General features: G+C 63.3%; 18 protein-coding genes and 1 tRNA gene. 8 read left to right on the forward strand and 11 right to left on the reverse strand.

The features are described from left to right. Positions 1-17 precede the first annotated feature (17 nt). The 5 genes from FXV83_RS22990 to FXV83_RS23010 are packed head-to-tail and all read left to right on the forward strand — an operon-like array spanning position 18 to position 4,954. Positions 18-953 (forward strand): hydroxymethylglutaryl-CoA lyase, encoded by a 936-nt coding sequence (locus FXV83_RS22990; protein WP_187436091.1) that lies wholly within the window; start codon positions 18-20, stop codon positions 951-953. Further along, positions 950-2,170, forward strand: coding sequence for a CaiB/BaiF CoA transferase family protein (locus tag FXV83_RS22995; protein WP_148741653.1), 1,221 nt, complete (start codon positions 950-952; stop codon positions 2,168-2,170). Before FXV83_RS22990 ends, FXV83_RS22995 begins: the two co-directional genes overlap by 4 nt. Before the next feature lie 38 nt (positions 2,171-2,208). Beyond that, complete coding sequence (locus tag FXV83_RS23000) at positions 2,209-3,255, forward strand: ABC transporter substrate-binding protein (RefSeq protein ID WP_148741654.1); 1,047 nt, start codon at positions 2,209-2,211, stop codon at positions 3,253-3,255. Next, a complete protein-coding gene (locus FXV83_RS23005) occupies positions 3,252-4,100 on the forward strand; it encodes an ABC transporter ATP-binding protein (protein ID WP_148741655.1) in 849 nt (282 codons plus the stop codon). Before FXV83_RS23000 ends, FXV83_RS23005 begins: the two co-directional genes overlap by 4 nt. A 2-nt stretch (positions 4,101-4,102) precedes the next feature. Next, positions 4,103-4,954, forward strand: a complete 852-nt coding sequence (locus FXV83_RS23010; protein ID WP_148741656.1) for an ABC transporter permease — start codon at positions 4,103-4,105, stop codon at positions 4,952-4,954. Between the two features lie 40 nt (positions 4,955-4,994). Here the strand turns inward: FXV83_RS23010 and FXV83_RS23015 are convergent, their stop codons facing one another. The 8 genes from FXV83_RS23015 to FXV83_RS23050 all read right to left on the reverse strand — a co-directional run bounded on the left by FXV83_RS23015 (position 4,995) and on the right by FXV83_RS23050 (position 14,256). Next, positions 4,995-6,242, reverse strand: a complete 1,248-nt coding sequence (locus tag FXV83_RS23015; protein ID WP_148741657.1) for a class I SAM-dependent RNA methyltransferase — start codon at positions 6,240-6,242, stop codon at positions 4,995-4,997. Next, positions 6,235-6,969, reverse strand: coding sequence for a TlyA family RNA methyltransferase (locus FXV83_RS23020; protein ID WP_187436092.1), 735 nt, complete (start codon positions 6,967-6,969; stop codon positions 6,235-6,237). Before FXV83_RS23020 ends, FXV83_RS23015 begins: the two co-directional genes overlap by 8 nt. Positions 6,970-6,991: 22 nt before the next feature. Continuing rightward, positions 6,992-7,546, reverse strand: a complete 555-nt coding sequence (locus FXV83_RS23025) for a nucleoside 2-deoxyribosyltransferase (protein ID WP_148741659.1) — start codon at positions 7,544-7,546, stop codon at positions 6,992-6,994. Positions 7,547-7,740: 194 nt separating this feature from the next. Next, positions 7,741-9,669, reverse strand: a complete 1,929-nt coding sequence (gene dxs / locus FXV83_RS23030; RefSeq protein ID WP_148741660.1) for a 1-deoxy-D-xylulose-5-phosphate synthase — start codon at positions 9,667-9,669, stop codon at positions 7,741-7,743. A 590-nt stretch (positions 9,670-10,259) separates the two neighbouring features. Beyond that, positions 10,260-10,511, reverse strand: a complete 252-nt coding sequence (locus FXV83_RS23035; RefSeq protein WP_008132970.1) for an exodeoxyribonuclease VII small subunit — start codon at positions 10,509-10,511, stop codon at positions 10,260-10,262. A 73-nt stretch (positions 10,512-10,584) separates the two neighbouring features. Then, the gene (locus FXV83_RS23040; protein ID WP_148741661.1) at positions 10,585-11,514 is read right to left on the reverse strand and encodes a histone deacetylase family protein; all 930 of its coding nucleotides are present in this window, start codon (positions 11,512-11,514) and stop codon (positions 10,585-10,587) included. A 134-nt stretch (positions 11,515-11,648) separates the two neighbouring features. After that, on the reverse strand, positions 11,649-13,310 hold the full coding sequence (locus FXV83_RS23045; protein WP_148741662.1) for a bifunctional metallophosphatase/5'-nucleotidase: 1,662 nt from the start codon (positions 13,308-13,310) through the stop codon (positions 11,649-11,651). 187 nt (positions 13,311-13,497) lie between these two features. After that, positions 13,498-14,256: an enoyl-CoA hydratase-related protein gene (locus tag FXV83_RS23050; protein ID WP_148741663.1), complete on the reverse strand. Its 759-nt coding sequence runs from the start codon at positions 14,254-14,256 to the stop codon at positions 13,498-13,500. Positions 14,257-14,560: 304 nt separating this feature from the next. Between FXV83_RS23050 and FXV83_RS23055 the strand changes: the two genes are divergently transcribed. Then, positions 14,561-15,802 carry an MFS transporter gene (locus FXV83_RS23055; RefSeq protein ID WP_148741664.1) on the forward strand — a complete coding sequence of 414 codons (1,242 nt, stop codon included), beginning with the start codon at positions 14,561-14,563 and terminating at the stop codon, positions 15,800-15,802. Positions 15,803-16,037: 235 nt separating this feature from the next. On the opposite strand, the gene FXV83_RS23060 is transcribed toward FXV83_RS23055, so the two are convergent. Next, positions 16,038-17,816, reverse strand: a complete 1,779-nt coding sequence (locus tag FXV83_RS23060; RefSeq protein WP_148741665.1) for an acyl-CoA dehydrogenase family protein — start codon at positions 17,814-17,816, stop codon at positions 16,038-16,040. Positions 17,817-18,071: 255 nt separating this feature from the next. Here FXV83_RS23060 and FXV83_RS23065 point away from each other — a divergent pair. Continuing rightward, positions 18,072-18,146, forward strand: a tRNA-Gln gene (locus FXV83_RS23065). Positions 18,147-18,243: 97 nt separating this feature from the next. Beyond that, the gene (locus FXV83_RS23070) at positions 18,244-20,208 is read left to right on the forward strand and encodes a DUF6538 domain-containing protein (protein WP_148741666.1); all 1,965 of its coding nucleotides are present in this window, start codon (positions 18,244-18,246) and stop codon (positions 20,206-20,208) included. A gap of 666 nt (positions 20,209-20,874) precedes the next feature. Here FXV83_RS23070 and FXV83_RS23075 read toward each other — a convergent pair. Beyond that, positions 20,875-21,195 (reverse strand): PilZ domain-containing protein, encoded by a 321-nt coding sequence (locus FXV83_RS23075; RefSeq protein WP_430648943.1) that lies wholly within the window; start codon positions 21,193-21,195, stop codon positions 20,875-20,877. Further along, a complete protein-coding gene (locus FXV83_RS23080; protein ID WP_148741667.1) occupies positions 21,192-23,117 on the reverse strand; it encodes a diguanylate cyclase domain-containing protein in 1,926 nt (641 codons plus the stop codon). The genes FXV83_RS23075 and FXV83_RS23080 overlap by 4 nt, the downstream gene beginning before the upstream one ends. Positions 23,118-23,345 lie beyond the last annotated feature (228 nt).

Consider the following 23,345-nt stretch of genomic DNA (forward strand, 5'->3'; position numbering starts at 1 on the left):
AAGCCAGGGAGAGCCCGATGACGCATGCGCCGGATGTCCTGATTTGCGAGGTCGGCCCCCGCGATGGCCTGCAAAATCTGGACGTGTTCGTTCCCACCGAAGCCAAATGCGCGCTGGTTGATATGATCGCCGCCGCCGGCGTGCGCGAGATCGACGCAGGATCCTTCGTGCCGCCGAAGGTCGTGCCGCAATTCGCCGATGTCGATGCGGTGATGGCGTACGCACTGGCGCACAAGACGGCGACAATCGGTGCACTTGTGCCGAACGTGAAGGGCGCAGAGCGCGCCATCACCGCCGGTGTCAACGCCATGTACTTCGTCATCTCCGCCAGCGAGACTCACAACCGCGCCAATGTGCGCCGCTCGATTGAAGAGCAGCTCGAGGGATTTCGCGCAGTCCGCGCCGCGATCGACGCCTGTCCGGCCGACCAGCGGCCGCACCTGATGGGGGCGATCTCCACCTCCTTCGGCTGCTCGCTGGAAGGTGAGGTGAGCGAAGCGGCCGTGTGCCGGGTTGCGCGCGCCTTTGCCCAAGCCGGTGCCGACGAGATCGGGCTCGCCGACACCGTCGGCTATGCCACTCCGAAACTGATCAGGCAGATCGTCGAAGCTGTCAGGCGCGAAGTCGGATCGCAAATGACGCTGCGGCTGCATCTGCACGACACGCTCGGTGCTGGCCTTGCCAACGCCGTCGCCGGCCTCGAAGCCGGGATCCACCGTTTCGACGCCGCGGTATCAGGACTTGGCGGCTGCCCCTTCGCTCCTGGCGCCCGCGGCAACATCGTGACCGAGGACCTCGTGTTCATGCTGGAACGGATGGGACTATCCACCGGCATTGACCTGGATCGCCTGATGCAAACGCGCGAGATTCTCGCCCGCCATATCCCGGCAAGACATCTGACCGGGCATCTTCACGAGGCCGGCATTCCCAAGGTGCTGCGGAGGGCGGCATGACGGCAGCTACGCCCGAGGCGGCATCGGAGCTGCGTCCGCTGGCCGGCCTTCGTGTCATCGAGTTCAGCCAGATGGTGATGGGGCCGAGCTGCGGCTTGATCCTCGCCGATCTCGGCGCCGATGTCATCAAGGTCGAGCCGCCCAAGGGCGACCGTACCCGTTATTTCAAGGGTCCCGCTGCCGGCTTCTTCGCCACCTACAGCCGCAACAAACGCAGTATCGCGTTGGACACGTCGACCGCGGAGGGCCAGAACGTCGCGCGGAGGCTGATTGAGAACAGCGACGTCCTGATCGAGAATTTCCGGCCCGGCCTCCTGAAGCGGATCAGCCTCGACTACGAGTCGGTGGCCGCTTTTGCGCCACGCCTGATCTACTGCTCGCTCAAAGGCTATTTGCCCGGCCCTTACGAGAATCGTCTCGCGCTCGACGAGGTCGTGCAGATGATGGGCGGTCTCGCCTACATGACCGGCTTGCCCGACCGGCCGATGCGCGCCGGCGCCTCGGTTAACGACGTCATGGGCGGCATGTTCGGCGTGATCGCGATCCAGGCTGCGCTCGCCGAGAGGCAGCGCACCGGCCGCGGCCGCTACATCCAGAGTGCACTCTACGAGAACAACGTGTTCCTGATGGCGCAGGCCATGATGTGCGAAGCAGTCAGCGGCCAGCCCTCGATTCCCTATTCGATCAAGGACAGCCCGTGGCCGGTCTACGATCTCTTCGACACCAGGGACGGCTCGAAGCTGTTCGTCACCATCGTCGGTGAAGAGCAGTGGGAGGCGTTCTGCCGCGCATTCGATCGCGAATCCTGGCTTGCCGATCCGCGCTTTGCGACGAGCAACGATCGCGTCGACCATCGCGGCTGGCTGATCCCCGAAATCGCGAAGATATTCAAGCAATGGGACAAGGCCGATCTCGCCGCGCGCCTTGAGCAGCTCGATCTGCCTTACGCGCCGGTGAACAAGCCCGGCGATCTCTTCGATGACCCGCATCTGAACCAGTCGGGCGGGTTGACCAAGATTCATCTGCCTGATGGCGGCGAGGCGAAAACGCCGCTGTTGCCGATCTCCATGGACGGCCGACGTTTGCCCAACCGTTACGATCCGCCGCAGATCGGCGAGCAGACGCGCGAGATCCTGAGTGAGATCGGCGTTTCGTCGAACGAAATCGAAACTCTGCGAAGAGCAGGAACGATCCGGATTGCGCCTACGCCGTCCTGATCAACGCATCAATCAAACAAGAACGAGGGGAGGAGCACATGAACATCACCAGGCGCCAGGCGCTGATCGCGGGCTCCACCTTGGCCGGCGCATCGATGTTGCCCAGGCAGCTCTGCGCCGAGACCAAGCAGGTATCGCTTGCCTTCGGGCCGGTTTCGCCGGTCTACGCCATCGGCATGATCGCTGAGCTGAAGGGGTACTTCAGGGACGAAGGTCTTGACTCCAAGCTCGTCACCGGTAACGCCGGAACATTCGGTCGCCAGACACTGGCGGCGGGACAAGCACAGTTCGCGCACGGCGATGCCAGCCATCCGCTCCAGCTCAGTGCGCGCGGCAAGCCCTGCAAGATCCTGCTCGCGACCGAGATGGTGTGCTCCTACGCCAACATCATGGTCCGGCAGGACCTCTACGACAGCGGTGTCAATTCGGTCGAGAAGCTCGCCGAGTACAAGCGGTCTGACGGCGCCAAGCCGATCGTCGCGGCCACCGCAATCGGGTCGGGCACCTGGGTGTTCGGCACCTATGTGTTCGAAACGCGCGGGCTCGGCGACAGGGTGAACTGGGTCGCTGGCGGCGGGCCCAACACGATGTTTCCGTCGCTGCAGACCAAGCAGTTCGACGGCATCATGGCGCCGCCAAGCTGGATCGTCGAGGTCGAGAAGAAGGGCTTTGGCAGGACGATCTACGACACCTCCAAGCCCGGCATATTCGAGAAGGATTTCGGCGGGACGCTGCCCGTGCTCGTGATCTACACGCTCCAGGACACGATCGAGCAGGACAAGGCGATGGTGCAGGCCTACGTGAACGCGATCCACCGCGCGATGGCTTTCGTGAAGGCGACGCCGCTCGCCGACGTGCAGGCATTGGTCACGCCCAAATATTTCTCGGGCATCGACCCTGATGCGGTCAGCGCCGAGCTCGGCTTCGACAAGTCGACGTGGGCCTATGACGGTGTCATCGACAAGTCTTCGTTCGAACGCGGCGCAAAGCCCTGGCACCGCAAGGGAACCGATATTCCCGAGACGAAATACGAGGATGTCGTCGACATGAGCTTCCTCCATGCGGCCAGGGCAAAATACAAATGATCGTCGCGCCAGGTCCGGGCTTCGCGCTCGCGCGAGAAGAGGATGAACGAGCCGCGCCGCGCACTCGAATTGCGGTGCGAGGTCTCACCAAGCGCTTTAACGCGTCCGGCCGTGAGTTCGTGGCGGTCGATGACGTTTCCTTCGAGGTGAAGCAGGGCGAATTCGTCGCGCTGCTCGGTCCATCCGGCTGCGGCAAGAGCACCATCCTCAACATGGTCGCGGGGCTATTGCCGCGCTCGGGCGGACACATCCTGATCGATGAGGAGACGGTTGAGACCGGCAAGGTCAACCCCAGGGTCGGCTACGTCTTCCAGCGCGACACGCTGTTTCCCTGGCGAACCGTCGAGCAGAACATCGGCTACGGGCTGGAGATTGCGAGGCTATCAAAGACCGAGCGCGCCGAGCGCGTCGCTTCGGCGGTCGAGAAGGCCGGGCTCTCCGGTTTTGCACAGAGCTTTCCCCGCATGCTGTCCGGCGGCATGCGCCAGCGCGTCGCCTTGATGCGCACGCTGATCCTGGAGCCCGAGATCCTGCTGATGGACGAGCCGTTCGGCGCGCTCGACACCCACACCAAGCTCGAAATGCACAAGACGCTGCTGGAGATATGGGAACGCGAGCGGCAGACGGTGCTGTTCGTGACCCACGATCTCGGCGAGGCTTTGACGCTGGCGAGCCGCATCATCCTGCTCTCGGCGCGGCCCGGCAGGCTCAAGGAAGACTTCGACGTCGCCATCCCGCGGCCGCGCGATCCTGTGGGCGTGCGCGAGACCGCCGAATTCGGCCGCCTCTACTCTCACATCTGGCATTCCCTCGGCGAAGAATTGCGCCGCACCAAGGCCGACTAACCATGTCCAACAGCCGTACCGCCGTCCTGTTCTGGCAACTGGCCATTCTCGTATTGGTTCTCGTCGTCTGGCAGTGGGGGTTTGAATGGAGCAGGGCGCTGTTGCCGAAGGCCTATGTTCCGAAAATCCTGGACCCGTATTTCGTCGCCAAGCCATCGTTGATCTGGCAGAGCTTCTTGCGGCTTGGCTGCTTTGCCGATTCCGCCGGCTTTGCCGCCTGCATCAGCGGCAACGACAACAATTTGTGGGTCGCCACGCTCGTCACGCTGAAGAACACCTGGTGGGGCTTTCTTTTCGGGTCAGCGAGCGGCATCGCGGTTGGCCTGCTCCTCGGCCGTTCGGACTTTCTTGCCCGCGTGTTCGGGCCCTACGTCGTGGCGCTCAACTCGATACCGCGCATCGCGCTGGTGCCGCTCGTCATCCTGATCTTCGGCCTCGGCGATCTCTCCAAGATCGCCACCGCTTGGCTCGTCGTTTTCTTCGTGGTGTTCTTCAACACCTTCGAGGGAACACGTGCGGTCGACCGCGACCAGATCGCCGCCGCCCGTCTGCTGGGCGCCAGCGAATTCACCGTGCTGCGCACCGTCGTGGTTCCTTCCGCACTGGCCTGGGTGTTCGCCTCGCTGCTGCCGGCAGTGTCTTTTGCGCTGATCGGTGTCATCGTCGGCGAGTTCATCGGCGCCGAACGCGGGCTCGGCAAGCTCATCATCGAGGCCGAGGCGCGCGCCAATGCCAGCGAGATGATGGTCGCCATCTTCGTCATGATGTTCGTTGGGATTTTACTGGCGATCGCCGTACGTTCGCTGCAGTCCTACCTGCTGCGATGGCAGCCGCAATTCGAGGCGTCGGCATAGCAGTCCGGAAGGAATCGAAGGGTGGGCGGCCGGTACCGCGTCAGCGGCTGAACCTTGCCACCAGCTCCACATGCGGCGTGTGCCGGAACTGGTCGACCGGCACCACGGTCTCGATCCTGTAGCCGCCGTCGATCAGCAGCCGTGCATCGCGGGCGAAGGTTGCGACATTGCAGGAGACCGCGACCACGACCGGTACCTTGCTCGCGGCGAGCTTCAGCGCCTGCGCCTGTGCGCCGTGGCGCGGCGGGTCGAGCACGACGGCATCGAACTCGCGCAGCTCCTGCGGTACCAGCGGGCGGCGGAACAGATCGCGCGGCTCGGCCTTGATCGGCTTCAGGCCGGGCGCGCGCGCCGCTTTTGCCAGTGCGGCGATGGCGCCGGCATCGTTGTCATAGGCCGCGACGCGGGCTTTCTCGGCAAGCCGAAGCGCGAACGGGCCGACGCCGCAGAAGAGGTCGAGAATCTCCTTGGACTTGCCGATGCGTTCTGCAACAAGCGCGGCCAGCGTCTCTTCGCCTGCGACGGTTGCTTGCAGGAACGAGCCCGGCGGCAGCGACACCTCGGCACGACCCATCTGCAGGGTCGGCGGCAGGCGTTGCAGCACCAGCTCGCCGTGACGCGTCAGCCGCGCCAGGCGGTGCTGCTCGGCGACGCGCGAGAGCGCCGTGACCATCGCCGTCGGCAGCGGGCCGGAGCCGCGCACGTCAACGTCGAGGCCGTTGGCGGTGGCGGTGACCTGGATGTCGAGCGGCTTTGTCACCGGCATCCTGGACGTCAGGGGCTCTGAGAGCGCCCAGGCGGCATCGAGTGCCCCCTCAAGCGCGGGATCGAGGATGGGGCAGCGATGGATCGGGATGACGTCATGCGAGCTTGCGGCGGAAAAACCCACCTTGAGGATGTCATGCGTACTGAACCGGCCATGCAGCGTGATGCGTCTGCGCCCCGCACCATGGGCATCGACCAGCGGCGCCACCTCGCAGTCGAGGCCGGCCTGCGCCAGCGTCTCGACCACGATGTTGCGTTTCCAGGCTTGGTACGGCCCGGCTGCCCAGTGCTGGATCGCGCAGCCGCCGCAGACACCGAAATGCGGGCAGAACGGTTCGATGCGCTCCAGGCTTGCAACATCGACCGCAAGCAGCTTGCGGCGGTCGGGATGGTTGCCCGCGGCATGGTCGACCTCGACGGTCTCGCCGCCGAGCGCATAAGGCACATAAATGGCTTCGCTTGCATCGAGGCAGACGCCGTCGCCGCGATGGCCGACATGATCGATCTTCACGCGCTCAACCACGGCGCGCGCCCAGGAAGAATTCGATGTTGCCGTCGCCGCCCGCAATTGAGGAAGGGAACACCTCGATATCGGTGCAGCCGAGCGATGCGGCAAAGGCCGCGATATCGTCGCAGATTTCCCGATGCACGGCGGCGTCGCGGATGATGCCCTTCTTGTTGTGCTTTCGGTCTGCCTCGAATTGCGGCTTGATCAGCGCCAGCAGGCTCATGGGCGCCGCGGCAAGCGAGAGCGCAACGGGCAGCACCGTCTTCAGCGAGATGAAGCTGACATCGATGACGACGACGTCGGGCCGCGCCGGCAGCCGCTTGCCTTCGTAGCTGCGGATATCCGTCTCCTCCATCGAAATGATCTTTGGATGCCCGCGCAGCGAGGGATGCAATTGCGCGGTGCCGACGTCGACTGCGAAGACGAGGCTCGCGCCGTTGGCGAGCAGCACTTCGGTGAACCCTCCGGTGGATGCACCGACGTCGAGGCAGACATGGTCCTCGATCTCGATCGGATAGCGCTCCAGCGCGCTGGCAAGCTTGACGCCGCCGCGGGAGACATAGGGATGCGCCGGCTCGGCCTGGATCACTGCATCTTCTGCGACCGTCTCCGACGGTTTGGAAACCGGCTTGTCGTTCGCGGTGACGAGCCCGGCCTCGATCGCCGCGCGCGCCCGCGCCCGGCTTTCGAACAGGCCGCGCTCGACCAGCAGAACATCCGCGCGCTTGCGGGGAGGGGACATCACGCTCTCCGGAGACGACTGACTATGTAGTGATCGCTCGCGCGGCCGCCATCCGGACGCAAGTTTCGAACGCGGCAAGATCATGCCAGACGTCGATGGGCATCGCCGCCGGCGTCACCAGCGGGCAGCCATGCAGCTCCAGCGCATGGATCATCATGAGATTGTCGGGGAGGCCAAAGTCCTCGACGGTCAGCCCCTGCGCATCGACCAGCCGCCCGTTCTCGGATGTAACGTCCATCAAGCGCCGGACGCGGTCGGTATAGACGGCGCCGTCGTTGGAATAGGCCAGACAAAACTTGCCGCGGCCGGCCATGTAGCCGAGTTCATAGACGGTGCCGGGATCGGCCCCGGCGCCGCGGAACGGGGTGAGGTTGGCGATGACGGCGTCGGCCTGATCCATCATCGCCTCGTTGCCGGCAAAGATCCGCCGCGAGGCATCGTCGGCGGCGAGGTCGATGGCGTTGTCGAGGGGGTAGAGGCCGACGAGCCCGAAGCGAGCGCAGATCGCCGCCTTTTGGCGACCGATCTCGACCGCATCCGGCAGGAACACGTCAGGGCCTGCCAGATAGATTTTCATGGGATCACCGGTCGAAGAGGCGTGGAGTTGCTGCGGCATCGGAAGTGCAAAACCTCTCCCATTGGGAGAGGTCGCGCCGAAGGCGCGGGTGAGGGGTTACGCTCTCACGTGGGACCTCTACCCCCCCCCACCCGGATTGCTTCGCAATCCGACCTCTCTCTATGGGAGAGGTGCGGGCAGCGTCTGGCCGATAATCAGGCCAGCTTGACCGTCTCGGCCTTGACGTCCTTGCCGAGCGCCTCGAACACCTTGGCGACGATGCCCTTGGCATCGAGACCAGCGCGGGCGTACATCGCGGCCGGGGTGTCGTGGTCCTGGAACACGTCGGGCAGCACCATGGTGCGGAAGCGCACGAGGCCGCTGTCGAGCACGCCCTGGTCGGTCAGGAACTGCGCGACATGCGAGCCGAAACCACCGACCGCGCCTTCCTCGATCGTGATCAGGATCTCGTGGTCGCGGGCGAGCTTGAGCACCAGCTCGGTGTCGAGCGGCTTCATGAAGCGCGCATCGGCGATCGTGGTGGAGAGGCCGTGGGCTGCGAGCTCGTCGGCCGCCTTCTCGCATTCGGCCAGACGCGTGCCGAAGGAGAGCAGGGCGATCTTGCTGCCCTCGCGGACCACGCGGCCCTTGCCGATTTCGAGGGGAACGCCGACGTCCGGCATCTCGATGCCGCGGCCTTCGCCGCGGGGATAGCGCAGCGAACTCGGACGGTCGTTGATCGCGACCTGGGTTGCGACCATGTGCACGAGCTCGGCTTCGTCGCTTGCAGCCATGATCACCATGTTCGGCAGGCAACCGAGATAGGCGTTGTCGAACGAGCCGGCATGCGTCGCGCCGTCGGCGCCGACGAGGCCGGCGCGGTCGATAGCGAAGCGGACCGGCAGGTTCTGGATCGCGACGTCATGCACGATCTGGTCGTAACCGCGCTGCAGGAAGGTCGAGTAGATCGCGCAGAACGGCTTGTAGCCTTCGCTGGCAAGACCGGCAGCAAAGGTCACCGCGTGCTGCTCGGCAATGCCGACGTCGAAAGTGCGGTCCGGAAATGCCTTGTTGAAGATGTCGACGCCGGTGCCGGACGGCATAGCCGCAGTGATCGCGACGATCTTGTCGTCCTTCTCGGCTTCCTTGACGAGGCTCTGGCCGAACACGTTCTGATAGGCCGGCGCGTTCGGCTTGGCCTTGGCCTGGGTGCCGGTCGCGACGTCGAACTTGACGACCGCATGATATTTGTCGGCGGAGGCTTCCGCCGGACCGTAGCCCTTGCCCTTCTGCGTCACGACGTGGACCAGGATCGGGCCGGTCTCCATGTCGCGGACGTTCTTCAGAACGGGCAGCAGATGGTCGAGGTTGTGGCCGTCGATCGGGCCGACGTAATAGAAGCCGAGCTCCTCGAACAGCGTGCCGCCGTCCATCATGAATCCGCGGGAATATTCCTCGACGCGGTTGGCGCGGTTGGCGAGGATCTTGGGCAGCCGCTTGTTGATCTGCTTGGCCGCCTCGCGCAGCGTGCGATAGGTCTTGCCGGAGTAGAGTCGCGACAGATAGGCGCTCATGGCGCCGACCGGCGGCGCAATCGACATGTCGTTGTCGTTGAGGATGACGATCAGGCGTGAGTTCATCGCACCCGCATTGTTCATCGCCTCATAAGCCATGCCGGCCGACATGGCGCCGTCGCCGATCACCGCGATGACGTTGTTCTTGCCGCCGGAGAGGTCGCGCGCCACGGCCATGCCGAGGGCGGCGGAGATCGAGGTCGAGGAATGCGCGGCGCCGAACGGATCGTAATCGCTCTCGCTGCGCTTGGTGAAACCGGACAGGCCGCCGCCGGTGCGCAGTGTGCGGATGCGGTCGCGCCGGCCGGTGAGGATCTTGTGCGGATAGGCCTGGTGGCCGACGTCCCAGATCAGCCGGTCGCGCGGCGTGTCGAAGACGTAATGGATCGCGGTGGTGAGCTCGACAACGCCGAGGCCCGCCCCGAAGTGACCGCCGGTCACCGAGACGGCATCGATCGTCTCCTGCCGCAGTTCGTCGGCGACCTGGCGAACCTGCTCGATCTTGAGCTTGCGTAGGTCGTCCGGCGTTCGGATGGTGTCGAGAAGCGGCGTTTTACTGTATGCGTTCACGGCGATTTCCAATTTGTCAGCGCCGGAAGGTCATTCCGGTGCGCGATGGGTTTGCACAATATCGGCGCAGCGCGAGTCCTTAAACCGTCGGAGCCACCTGCATGGGGCCAGAACCCCCTCTTCAAGCTTAGGTGAGCTTAAGTGCGCTCCGGTTCAGCCTCTGTGATCCCTGTCACTTAGATCGGCTTCGTCCATCCCAGCCAATTTCATTAGCGATTTGAGGCACTTGTCGTCGGCAATCGATGCCCACGCAAGGCTTACAAAAAGCCACACTCCGCGCAGCTTTACACCAAACCTTGGGCCAAAGCCAACCCGCAGGACCGACTACGGCCATGCAGGTGCAACCCTCAGGCCAGTTTAGTTAATCCTGGCGCGGGAGGCGAGGTTCCAATCCTGCCCGGTTCCTTGGCAGGCTTTTAGGCGAGCGCGAGGCCGTTTGGGGGCGGATTCAACCAGCTGGAAGCCTCTTGGGACGCGAACCGCGACCAAGCAGATCGTGCGTCGCGGATCTTCCGCGAGCGGAACCCCACATGATCATCAAAAATTGCGGGCGGTTACCGCCCGAAATGGGCGGCACTGACAAACGGGCCTTACTGCACGTCGAGCGGCGCGGTGCCGGTGGCCTGGCCGCTGGCATCGGTAGTAATCTTGTCAACCCGCGCCTCGGCCTGGCGCAACAGCTCCTCGCAACGGCGCTTCAGGGCCTCGCCACGTTCGTAGATCGTCACGGATTCCTCGAGCGGCACCTTGCCGTCCTCCAGCCGCTTCACGATCGTCTCGAGCTCCTCAATGGCACGTTCGAAGGTGAGCCTGGAGACGTCGACTTGAGTATTTTCGGCCATATCCGTTTCCGATTGCCCGATTCGCTTCCCTGCAGAAGAGCAGGGTTTTGCGGGCGTAATGTGGCGGGTGTTTTCAGGCGCCCATCAGGGCGCCGACATGCGCCGTAACAGATTCTTTCAATCCTTGCAGATCATAGCCGCCCTCAAGCACCGAAACAATTCGGCCCTCTGCGCTCTTGTCGGCGAGGTCCATCAGCTTGCGCGTGACCCAGGTGTAATCCTCGGCACGCAAATTTAGCGAGGCCAGCGGATCGCGGTAATGCGCATCGAAGCCCGCGGAGATGATGAGAAGCTCGGGACTGAACTTCGTCAGTTGCGGCAGGATCAAGTTCTCGAATGCGATACGGAATTCGGGGCCGCCGTCTTCGGAGGCGAGTGGCGCGTTGACGATGGTCTCGTGGTCGCCGCGCTCGTCCCGCGCGCCCGTGCCCGGAAACAGCGGCATCTGGTGGGTCGAGCAGTACATCACGGTCGGATCCGACCAGAAGATGTCCTGCGTGCCATTGCCGTGATGCACGTCGAAATCGACGATGGCCACGCGCTTGATGCCATATTTGCGTTGCGCATGGCGCGCCGCGATCGCGACGTTGTCGAAGAAGCAGAAGCCCATCGGCTTGCCGATCTCGGCGTGATGTCCGGGCGGGCGCACCGCGACAAAGGCGTTGCGGTGCTCGCCGGCCATCACCGCTTCGGTCGCGGCGACCGCGCCGCCAACGCCGCGCATTACCGCCTCCCAGGTGCCTGGGGACATCGAGGTGTCGCCGTCGACATAGACCTGGCCGCTGGTCGGCGCGATGTGGCGCAACTCGGTGACGTAATGCTCGTTGTGGCAGAGCGTGACGAGGTCGAGATCGCCCTCCGGCGCTTGGTCGCGCACCAGGAACTGAAAGCGCTCATGCGACAGCGCCTCCTCCACCGCGCGCAGGCGGTCGGGCCTTTCCGGGTGCCCCGGCGGCGTGACGTGGTCGAGGCAGGCCTTGTGGGAGAGGAGAAGCGTGCTCATCAGGTCGGGCTCATGGGATGCGGGCTCTTGATGTCGCTTGGCGCATCCGGCGCCAAAACGCAATGCAAGACCCAATCTATGCGCTTGGCGTTAAATGGCAAATGGCGGTCCCGTTCCGGCCCGTTTGCGCCAGATCAATTCACGCGAAGAATGCGGGTGGGCGGCAGTGGGCCGATCGGTCCGTGCGCCCTGAAGAAGGCAAACAGCGCGTCCGCATCGTAACCGCCATATTGCGGCGAGTTGCCCTGTTTGGCGACCGTAAAGCCGTCGCCACCGACGGCGAGGTAATCGTTGAGGGTGACGCGGTAGCCGGTGGACTGCTCGATCGGCCTGCCGTTGAGCGTCATCGTCTCGGCAGCGACGCGCTCGCCGAGCGGTTTTGACGCATCCCAGGTGTAGCTGAACCCGTTCGAGACCTGGAGGATCCGTGGCCGCTTCGGATCGAGCCATTGCTGCTCCAGCATGTCCTTGAGCTGGCTCCCTGTGAGCGTCACGGTGACGAGGCGGTTGCGGAACGGCTGGCTCGCGAAGACATCGCCGAAGGATATCGCGCCATTCTCCTTCGGAACGATGTCGGTGCGGATGCCGCCGGGATTGGTGAGCGCGATGACAGCGCCGCCATCCTTGGTGTCCTTCGTCGCCGCGAGCTGCGCGTCCGCAATGACGTCGCCGAGCGCGCTTTCGCCTGCCTCGTTCGGCACGCGCGACAGCGTCTGCGTCACCGACCCGGCCGGACGATTGGCGATCGGGGCGGCGAGCTTGTCATAGGCCTCGATCAGCGCGGTCTGCTGGGGATCCTTCGGCAGCGAGGCGTTGGCGACGATGACGTTCTCGGCCCTGGTGCTGACGACATCGCGCGTTGCCGGATCAAGCTTGAGATCGATCGCGGTGACCAGCGTGCCGTATTTGTCGCCGCTGGTGACGAGCCGCCCGTCGATGTTGCAGACATAAGCGCGATGAGTGTGGCCGCTGACGACGACGTCGACGGCGCGGTCGAACTTTTTGACGATCTCGACGATCGGCCCGGAGATGCCGGGGCAGTCATTGTAGTCGCCGGCCGGCTCGCCGCCTTCGTGGATCAGCACCACGATGGCTTCCACGCCGCGTGCCTTCAGTTGCGGCACGAGCGCGTTCACCGTCTCGGCCTCGTCGCGGAATTCGAGACCGGTAATGCCGGCGGGCGAGACGATGCCGGCTGTGCCTTTCAAGGTCAGTCCGATGAAGGCGACGGGGATGCCGTCGAACTCCCTGATCTCGTAGGGCGGCAGCACGCTTCTGCCGGTCGCGGTCTCGACGGTGGAGGCTGCGAGATAGTGGAATTTCGCGCCCGTGAAGGGATGCGGCCCCTGGCAGCCGTCGACCGGATGGCAGCCGCCGTTCTGCATCCGCAGCAGCTCCGCCTTGCCCTCGTCGAACTCGTGATTGCCGACCGAGCTGATCGCAAGCCCCATCATCGAGAGCGACTCGATCGAGGGCTCGTCGTGAAACATCGCCGACAAGAACGGGCTTGCCCCGATCAGGTCGCCGGCGGCAACGAAGATCGTGTTCCGGCGCCCCTCGCGCAATTGCCTGACCAGTGTCGCCATGTACTCGGCCCCGCCGGCCGCCACCATCACCTTCCTGGCTTTGTCCTCGGGATCACCGATGCGGATGCCGCCGGGCGGCGGCCGCAAATTGCCGTGGAAATCGTTGATCGCGAGGATGCGCAGCTCGACGGGGGCTGCGGCTTGGGCCGCAGCGGGCAGGGCAGCGGCGAGCGCGAGGGCGGAAATGGTCAGGCGGAGAAGATGTCGCATGGAACTAAGATTAGACGCTCCGCGCGAAGATTTCACGAGGCTTGTTACCCGTCATTCCGGGGCGCGTGTAGCGCGAGCCCGGAATCTATCGGGCGACAAGCTTGGTGTATCGATGGATTCTCAGATGCGCAATTGCGCATCGTAGCTCGCGACTTTGTCGCGCCCCGGAATGACGATAGCGATAATCTCACCGCCGCTTCCTGTTCGCGAACGCATTGAACGCAGCGACGGCTTCGTCCGATTTCAGCCGCTCGCCGAACAAATGGCTCTCCTGGTCGATGCGGCGGGTGAGCTCTTCCGGCGGGGCGCGCAGCAATTTGCGAGAGGTCGCAACCGCCTCGGCCGGCAGCTTGCAGATCTCGCGCGCCACCTTGCGGGCCTCGACCTCGGTATGTCCCGACGAGACCACCGTGTTGACGAAGCCTGCGGCGTGGGCTTCCGCGGCGGTGAAGGTCCGTCCCATCACCAGCATCGCAAAGGCGCGCTGGTACCCCATCGTGCTCGGCATCAGCAGGCTGGAAGCGCCAACCGGCACGAGCCCGAGATGGATATAGGGCGCGGAGAAGGTCGCGGCGGTGGAGGCGAGCACGTAGTCGCAATGGAACAGCATCACGGTGCCCATGCCGATCGACGCGCCGTCCACGGCCGCGATGATCGGCTTGACGTTGAGGGCGAGCGAGTAGAGGAAGCGCGCTCCGTCCGTCAGCGTCTCGGAATTCGCCTCCCCGGCTTGCATGAAATCATCGATATCGTCGCCGGCAGTGAACACGCCGGAGCCGCCGGTGATGATCATGCAGCGGATCTCGGGATTGTCTTGCGCGGTGTCGATCGCGCGGCTCATCTCGCGATACATGTCCTGTGTGATCGCGTTTTTCTTGCTTGGCCGGCGCAATGTGATCACGCGCGTCGCGCGCTCTTCGGTGACGACGATGTTACCGTTCGGCATGAATGCCCCCCGCGCCACCGCAGCGCTTGCCTCCCGCGAGTCTCGCTGGCTTCAGCCTACATCATCCCACGGACGTGCCAATGCGCTCGCTCAACCTTTTCGTGGCAATTCCGTGAGACAGACGCTTGGTGCTTGCGCCATGGCTGCATTTGTCCCGGGAACCGACCCGCCATGGATGGTGCCAACGCAATACTTTACGCGGTATTTCGTGCTGCAACAATCGGCTACAATGTTTCGATTGAAAAACCGTTGGTTGTGCGGCACGATGTCCTGTCTCGTTTCCATTTGGTCGATTGCTTGATTGATGATTGCCACAACGGGCATTGACGAATCCTCGGTGCACTATCGCGGCTGGCGCGTCGTGTTGGCCTGTTTCCTGATGGCTTTCTTCATGTTCGGCTTCGGCCTCTACGGCCAGGGCGTCTATCTTGCGGAGCTCCAGCGCGCGCATGGCTGGCCGGGCACGCTGGTTTCCGCCGCCAGCACTTTCTCGTTTCTGCTGACCTCCGTCCTCGTCATCTTCACCGACAATCTCCTGGCGCGTATCGGGCTGAGATCGCTGATCCTGTGCGGTTTGACGGCGCTCGGGGCATCGACGGTGATGCTGGCGCTGATGCAGACGCCCTGGCAGCTTTATCTCGCCTACGCGCTGATGTCGGTCGGCTGGACCGGCATGGGCACCGTCGTGATCGCAACCGTGCTGAATTCCTGGTTCGAGCGGCGACGCGGGCTCGCGCTCAGCCTTGCGTTCAACGGCGCGACGTGCGGCGGGATCGTCCTCGTGCCGCTGCTGCTGACGCTGACCGGCAGCATCGGCTTCCGCTCGGCCATGCTGGCGGTCACGATGGCGATGGTGGTGCTGGTGTTGCCGGTGGTGGTCATCTTCACCGGCTGGCCGGCCGAGATGTCGCCGGATTCGGGCGGCCGTCCTTCCGGTGGCGGCGCGGCCGCACCGGCCCATTCGCGCAAGGCGCTGCTCGCCCAGGCGGCGTTCTGGACCATGGTGCTGCCGTTCGCGATCGCATTGCTCGCGCAGATGGGTTTCATCGTCCACCAAGTGACGTTTCTCGAGCCGCTGATCGGCCGCTATGCCGCGGGCCTTGCGGTCACCATCATGGCGGCGATGGCAGTGGTTGGCCGCCTGTCGCTCGGCCTGTTCGTCGACCGGCTCGATCCGCGGCTCGCAAGCGCCGCCTCGATGACGAGCCAGGCGGCGGCGCTGTTCGTCATCGTGCAGAGCACGAGCCCGACGGTGCTGCTGATATGTTGCGCCGTCTACGGCTTCTCGATCGGCAACATGATCACGTTCCCGCCCCTGATCATCCAGCGCGAGATCGGCGCTGCCGCCTTCGCGGCCGCAATGGGACTGGGGACCTCGATCAGCGGCATCGTCAGCGCGTTCGGTCCCGGCATCGTCGGCCTCGTGCGCAGCCTGACCGGCGATTACACGACGGCGTTCGCGATGTGCGTGGTGCTCGATCTCGTGGCGGCCGGGATCGTGCTGTGGCGGCCGGGAGCAAGTGGCGCAGCACGAAGGTCGAGGTAAGTCCGTGAGCTGAGAGTTGGCCGGGAGCACGCCGTATATTCCGCTGTCGTCCCGGCCTAGTGCGCAATTGCGCACGGGGGGCCGGGACCCATCCCGCGTGATCCGTCGATGGGGTTCGGATCGCAGTAACGCACGACCGCTTAATTGCCAATCTTCGTCAAACTTCTGCCTGGGAGTATGGGTTCCGGCCTTCGCCGGGACGATACTGAATGTGCGGCACGTACATCCTAGCAGCTTATCCCAACAACACCGCATCCGCCGCCGCGACCGACTCTGCGCTCTCCGTGACCGTGCGCTCCAGCGCTGCCGCCTGCACCGTGATGTTCTCGGCGAAAAAGCGGGCGAGCGAAACGTAACGCGGCGCGTCCGTATTTCCCTCCGCCTTCGCGGCGAGCGCTTCGGATGCCAACATGCAGCCGCCGAGCGTGGCGCCGAATTGCTGGAGATAGGGCGTCGCACCCGCGAGCGCCTCGTTCGGCGCAGAGGCGACACGCTCCAGAAGCCATTTGCTGGTGCGGTGAAGCGCCTCGAGCGCCTCGCGCAGCTTTGCACCCGTGGTGCCGAAGGCGGGATCGTTGGAGGCCTCGACTTGCTTGACGGTCGCCGAGAGCTCGGACAGCAGCGCCCACACCGCGGCACCGCCATTGGCCGCGAGCTTGCGCGTGACAAGGTCGATTGCCTGGATGCCGTTGGTGCCCTCGTAGATCGCGGTGATGCGCGCGTCGCGATAGTGCTGCGCCGCGCCGGTCTCCTCGATGAAGCCCATGCCGCCATGCACCTGCACGCCGAGATAGGCGACCTCGTTGCCGACATCGGTAGAATAAGCCTTGGCCATCGGCGTCAGCAGCGCGGCGCGTACGGCTGCGTCGGCCCGCACCTTGGGATCTTTCGCGCGCGTGGAGACGTCGATCGCAACCGCGGTGGCGTAGCAGATGGTGCGCGCGGCCGCGGTCTGCGCCCGCATCCGCATCAGCATGCGCTTGACGTCGGGATGCACGAAGATCGCCTCGGAGCCTTCGCCCTTGCTGCCGACCGCGCGGCCCTGCTTGCGCTCCTGCGCATAAGCGAGGGCCTGCTGATAGGCGCGATCGGCGACACCGACGCCCTCCAGCCCCACGCCGAGGCGAGCCTGGTTCATCATCGTGAACATGCAGCGCATGCCCTGGTTCTCTTCGCCGACCAGGAAGCCGATTGCGCCGCCATGATCGCCCATCGTCATGGTGCAGGTCGGAGATGCATGCATGCCGAGCTTGTGCTCGACGCCGCTTGCGAAGATGTCGTTGCGCGCGCCGAGCGAACCGTCGGCGTTGACCATGAACTTGGGCACCAGGAAGAGCGAGATTCCCTTGGTGCCGGCCGGCGCATCCGGCAGCCGTGCGAGCACGAAATGCACGATGTTGTCGGTCATGTCGTGTTCGCCATAGGTGATGAAGATCTTCGTCCCCTTGATGCGATAGGTGCCGTCGGCCTGCCGTTCGGCGCGGGTGCGCAACGCGCCGACGTCGGAGCCAGCCTGCGGCTCGGTCAGTTGCATGGTGCCGGTCCATTCGCCGGAGACGAGCTTTTCGAGATAGATTTTCTTCAGCTCGTCGCTGCCATGCGCGTCCAGCGCCTCCATCGCCGACGCCGTCAGCAGCGGGCAGAGGCCGAAGGCAACGTTGGAGGCGCTCCAGATCTCGGTGCAGGCCGCGTTGATCGCGAGCGGAAGGCCCTGGCCGCCAAAATCTTCCGGACCGGACACCGCGTTCCAGCCGCCCTCGGTCCAGCGCTTGTAGGCATCTGGCCAGCCCGGCGCGGTCGTGACCTTGCCGTCGTCGAGCTTGATGCCGTGCTCGTCGCCGATCCGGTTGAGCGGCGCCAGCACGTCAGAAGCGAACCTGCCGGCTTCCTCCAGCACGGCCGCGACGATGTCGGCGTCGAAATCGCCGTAATGACCGGCCTCCAGGGCAGCCTTCAGGCCGGCGCCATGGTTGAGCGACAGCAGCATGTCATTAATCGGCGCGCGGTAGGTCATGGCTCACTCCCGTGGACAGTCTTGGCGCCGTATTCCCATGAAACGCCGGAGGTCTCAACTGCTGGGACGGCAGGGGAGCGCTCCGGCCCGGAACGGCGCCATCGCCGGGTCATAATAGAGTGTGGCGGGCGGGTCGCGGGGCTGTGGTATTTTGCCCGCCAAGCGGTTGAAATGCCGCGCCGCTCCCTATAGACCGGCTGCGACTGGAGGGAATCCGCGGTAGCCGGTTCTTCCGCCGTTCCGTCAGTCACGTGTTGGGGCGTAGCCAAGCGGTAAGGCAGCGGATTTTGATTCCGCCATTCGGAGGTTCGATCCCTCCCGCCCCAGCCAGCAAACGCCTAACCCCTTGAAATAACGCAATTCTCCGGCTTCGGCTGGGGAGTTGCGTCGCGACTGTATCACGCGCCTGTATCACAGGGGTGTTTACGTGCGCGTGGTCCAGCATGTTTTCAGGCGAGGCGCTGTCTACTGGTGGCGCCGGCGGCTTCTCAAGAAAGCAGGGGAGAGAGAACTCGCGCCGATTGCGATCAGCCTGAGAACGCGGGACCTTTCCAAGGCGCGCACTATCGCGGCCCATTTGGCCGTGGCGAGTGATGGCATCTTGCGCCAGGAGGAGGGGAGAGAAGTGCTATCGCCTGTTCAGGTTCGGTCGATGCTGGAGTCGGTCGCGCGCACCCACCTGGCTAAGCTCGATCGGCTGGCCGCGTTGGAGACGGCCGACGGCATCACTGCGGATGACGGGCGCACATCTGATCGCATCATGGGCTGGGCTCGACGCCTCCAGGCCTCCCAGGGTATCGCCGCGGCAGTTGGGGATGCTGAACGCGGCGTGTTGGCGGCGAACGGCCTCAGTCTGGAGGAAATCGAGGAAGTGAACTGGACGCTCAATCTGCTGCGGAAGAGTTCGCGGGGCAGTTCACCGCGTCAGAAGTTGATGGCGCTGTTGGAAGCCTGCGGAGCTCCCCAAGGGGAAGGCGACATCCAGCAGGCGGAGAGGATCTACTATCGTGGACAAGCCGCTGCCTTGCTGTCAGTCGATCGGCGATGGTCTGGCGAGTATCGGGAAGACGATAAGCTGATTGAACAGCTTCTTTCGGATCATGGCGTTGCGTCAAGGGTGATGGCAACGACGCCTGACGCCCTGCGCGAGCGTCCAGCCTCAAGAGCCGAGGAAGTCGCGACGGTAGCGGACAGCAGTGTTCCAGCGCCCTCTCAGAAGGAAACCTCGATTACGAAACTATCCGAAAATCTGATCAAGGAGAAAGCCAAGCTCGGAGAATGGAATGGCAAAACCCAGCGACAAGCTCGATCACTTGTCGCGACCTTTGTCGAAATGATCGGTGATGATCACGTCCGATCACTCGCGCAGAGCCGCGTTGCTGAATATCGCTCGCTTCTGCTCGCTCTTCCGCGAACCTACGGGAAAGGACAGAATGACCGAAAGACTCCTCTTTCGGTCTGGCTCGAACGAGCGAAAGCGTTGCCTGAGAATGAGGTTGGACGCGAGCCCGGTACGCTTAATCGCCATCTTACGCAGCTCCAGGAGGTGCTCGTCTACATCGAGGCGTGCGGTCACAAGATTCCCGAGTTCTCTGGTGTTTCAAAGCTGTTGTCGAAGAAGAAGGGCCGTGCTCGCGACGAACGGAATCCATTTTCTCCAGAAGATCTGGCTGCAATTTTCCGTCAGCCGCCGTGGACAGGATGCGAAAGTCTCGAGAACCGGCTGGTCTCGGGAGTGATGATCTATCACGACGCTCTGTCGATCGTGCCTTATCTTGCAAGATACACGTTAGGACGGCGCGAGGAGCTCTGCGGCCTCGACGTCGATGATGTGTTGGAAGAGGGTGGAATTCCCTACATTTTCATTCGTCCAAACGAACATCGGACGCTGAAGAACCCGCAGTCAAAGCGAAGAATTCCGCTAGTTGGCGAAGTGGTTCGTCTCGGTTTTCTTCGCTACCGCGCAGAGATCAAATCCCTTGGATACAAACTGCTGTTCCCTGAGCTTCGCGCGGCAAGTGATCGTACACCCTTAGGTGACGTCTTTTATGGTGATTGGATCAAGGTTCAAGATCAAGCTGTCCCGAAAGCTGCCGAAGAGCGCAAAGTTTTCCATTCTTTCAGGAAGGCTGGTGGTGCAGATTTGAAGGATGCCGGAGTTGCTTCCGAACTCCGTGCGGACATACTGGGGCATGGCGGCGACAACATCACGGAAGAGCGTTACGTCAGCTCCGCCAAACTGAAGCAGATGCTTGAGGCGCTAGAAAAGCTCCCGATAGTGACGGAGCAGATTGGATCGAAGGAAATTTCCCTGCGCCGAGACATCCTGCAGAAGCGTCAGCGTCCGTCGGCTCGGCCCAGAAGGCAAACTAAGGGAGCACGGGAATCATAATCCTGGGGTGGGGGGTTCGAGTCCCTCTCCCGCTACCATTAAAATCAATAGCTTAGACGATCTTTTCTTCCTCTGAACTTTTCTGCACCACGTGCTGCACCACACTTCCGGTTCCGCATCTGCCACGGTGATTGTGCACTCGATGGCGCCATCGTACCGCAGCTGAGGTTACTTACTCGCAGCAAGCCGGCGATCGTCTGGTCGACACTCCGGCCAGACCGACGATCGCTTTCCTTCGGTTGTCAATCGGCCTGCAAAATTTTGCATGGCGAATGACAGCCGCGCACGCCATCGAGCAGGACCTCCGCTGAGGCCTGCCATACCGCCGAAAGTCAGTCTCGCAATGTTCGCAGGTCTTCGTTGGCCACATGGACCGGCGAGATAGCGCAGTTCGGCGGGGCTTCCAACCGTCTCCGGCGCAGCTCGCCGCGGCGGCGCCACTTCTGTCAGTAATCGCCTGGAATTGATCCTGCTCATTCCATCGATAGCATCGAGGTAATGACGGTCACGCCTGCTGCCCTCGGGCAGGGGCAATTAGAGTGTCCGCAGGGATCGCCAGCGCTTTTCAGGTCGTGCTGGCGATCCGCACCTGGGCGCCGCAACCCGCCATGTTCCCGATCCGACCACTGGGAACATTCCCAGCTTCGGCGTCAACCAACACAGCAACTACTGAGGATGGCTCACAGCAATCATCGCTTTCGTAGCTTTCGTATGACCATGTCTCATGAAGGCCACGCCGATCTCGCTGCCGTTCACCCATGCCAGTTCACATCGGCGACACGCCAGGCCGGTGGATGAGAGCACCAAGAAGAACTCCTTGAATGGGAGGCCCAGCACCGGTCCGCCGACAATCAACTTGGCTCCGCTATCAGACACGTCTTTGACAGTGCAGGCGCGCTGCCACGTTCCGTCGATGGCCATCATATTTGCCGGCACCGCCCTCTCGAACGAAACTCGCCGCGCCCCTCGCTTGTCTGGCAGCATCATAACGCGCCCTCCAGATCCCAAAGAGAGGGAGCGAGCGATGGCATTTCCAGACGCGATGACACCAGCGAGGAGCTTGCGACCGTGCAATCCCGCCCCTGTTCCTTTGCGTGGTACAGAGCGATGTCGGCGTCACGCGTGAGCGCCAACTCATCGGTGGTCGCATCGCCCTTTGCGGCGACACCGACGCTTATCGCGACGTACTTTCGTGGCGACCGGGGATGGTAGATCTCCAGCCGCCTGACCAACAGCCGAATTGCGTCCGCTACCCTCGCTGCTCGCTCCTCGTCAACGCCGGGCAGGACCACAGCGAACTCCTCGCCGCCATACCGCGCTGATAGTCCGCCGGTTTTTGCGGTGGCGCTTCCGATCAACTCGGCAATACGCTGGAGGCAGCCATCACCAGCTTGGTGGCCTAGGGCATCATTGAAGCCTTTGAAATGGTCAATGTCGATCAGCAGCACCGACACCACTTCATGTTCGGCGTAAGCTTGGCGCAGGAACGCATCAAAGCTACGCCGGTTAGCAAGCATGGTCAGACCGTCCGTAGTAGCAAGCTGCGCCAGCTTCAAGTTGGCTGACGACAACTCGTCCTCGAGGACCTTCTGGTTGGTAACGTCTCGAAGAACGCCGACGATCTCCAATTCGCTACCGGATGAGATTTCGGCCAACTTGAAGTTCGCCTCAAGCCAAGCTGTAGCGCCGTCGCCACGCTGGACGCGAAATCGGACCGAACGGGACGCCATGGGGCCCTGCAGCTCGCTGCCTGCGGCCAACACCTTTTCACGGTCATCTTCATGGACCACCTCGAAGCACAGCCGCCGCAGGAAGTCATCCTCCGTCTTCCCAAGCACCGTTACCACGGATGGGGACACGTAGCGCAGGTATCCCTTCCGATCCATGACGATGACGATGTCGGCTATGTTGTCCGCGAGCAGTCGAAACCTTGCTTCGCGTTCGCGCAGTGACTGCTCGAGCCTGGTTCTGAAGCGGAATTGGCTGCTCAACAGCGCAGCTATCGCCACAATGATTGCTGCCAAGAGCCCGGCCACCAGCGCATCCGACACCAGATCGGTTCGCCAGCTCGCGAGCACATCGTCCTCCGCTCGCGCGACCGTCACAACGACGGGGTACTCGGTGCTTTGCTCATAGGCAATGTACTTGGAAAGGCCGTCGAACGGCGACTTGACCTTGTAGGATCCGGCGCGGCTCTTGCTCAGGCGCTCTTGGAACAGCGAGGTATCAGCAATTTTCTGGCCCGTGTCTGCCACCGGCCAACGCGCAAGCAACGTTCCGTCCGTCGACAGAAGGCTGATGCCACCGTGCGAGCCAACCTCGAACGCTCGGTAGAACTCGCCGAAGTAATCACGGTCGATCGCTGCGATCAGGACGCCGCCAAAATCACCGCTCGACGTGCTGATCCGTCTCGAGAGAATGATCGAAGGGCGACCGCTGGTCCTCAAAGTGATCGGGCCGCTGATCAGCATCTTCGGGCTGGGATTGTCGCGGTGATACGCAAAGTAGGGTCGGTCCGCGCTGTTGTGGCTCGGCAAAGCCGCGAACGAGCCGTACCGCCAATTGCCTTCCGTATTGAGCACGCCGATCTCGCGGATTTGCGGCATCGATCGCGTGGCGGCGACCAGATAGGCGTTGAAGCGTTCGGGCAACGGGTTCTGAAACTTGAGCAGGTCCGCCATCCCTGCCATGGCGACGTCCGGCGCCTTGAAGGCGTGAGCTGCATGCTCGGCGAGCGAGCGGGTCAGATTTTTCAGGTCTTCCTGTGCCCGGCTCAGCGTTGCGTCCCGCGCGACCGACGCCTTCCAGACTATCAAGCCGAGCACGCAGGCCAGCATCAAAGCCAGGAACGTCCCAACCACAACGTGTGGCTTGCGGTGGATCGATTGGTGTAGCGCGGAAGTGGCCATCGCACCTGCTCGGTTGCACGAGGATAATCGTCAACTTCCGCTTCTAAACGCCTAACGACCGCGGATTGGTTTTAAGCGCATCCGCTGCGCTGACTAACAGACCCTTGAAAAGCCTAACGGAATCCAGCACCAGCCGTGGTAATACGGTAGCGGGCTCCAATTGCGCCGCCTGTTGGAACCATAGGTTCCGAGGGACTTGGTTCAGTTCACCGGACGCCTTACCGCCGA

Origin of the sequence: Bradyrhizobium hipponense (genome assembly GCF_008123965.1) — a bacterium.
GTDB lineage: Bacteria > Pseudomonadota > Alphaproteobacteria > Rhizobiales > Xanthobacteraceae > Bradyrhizobium > Bradyrhizobium hipponense.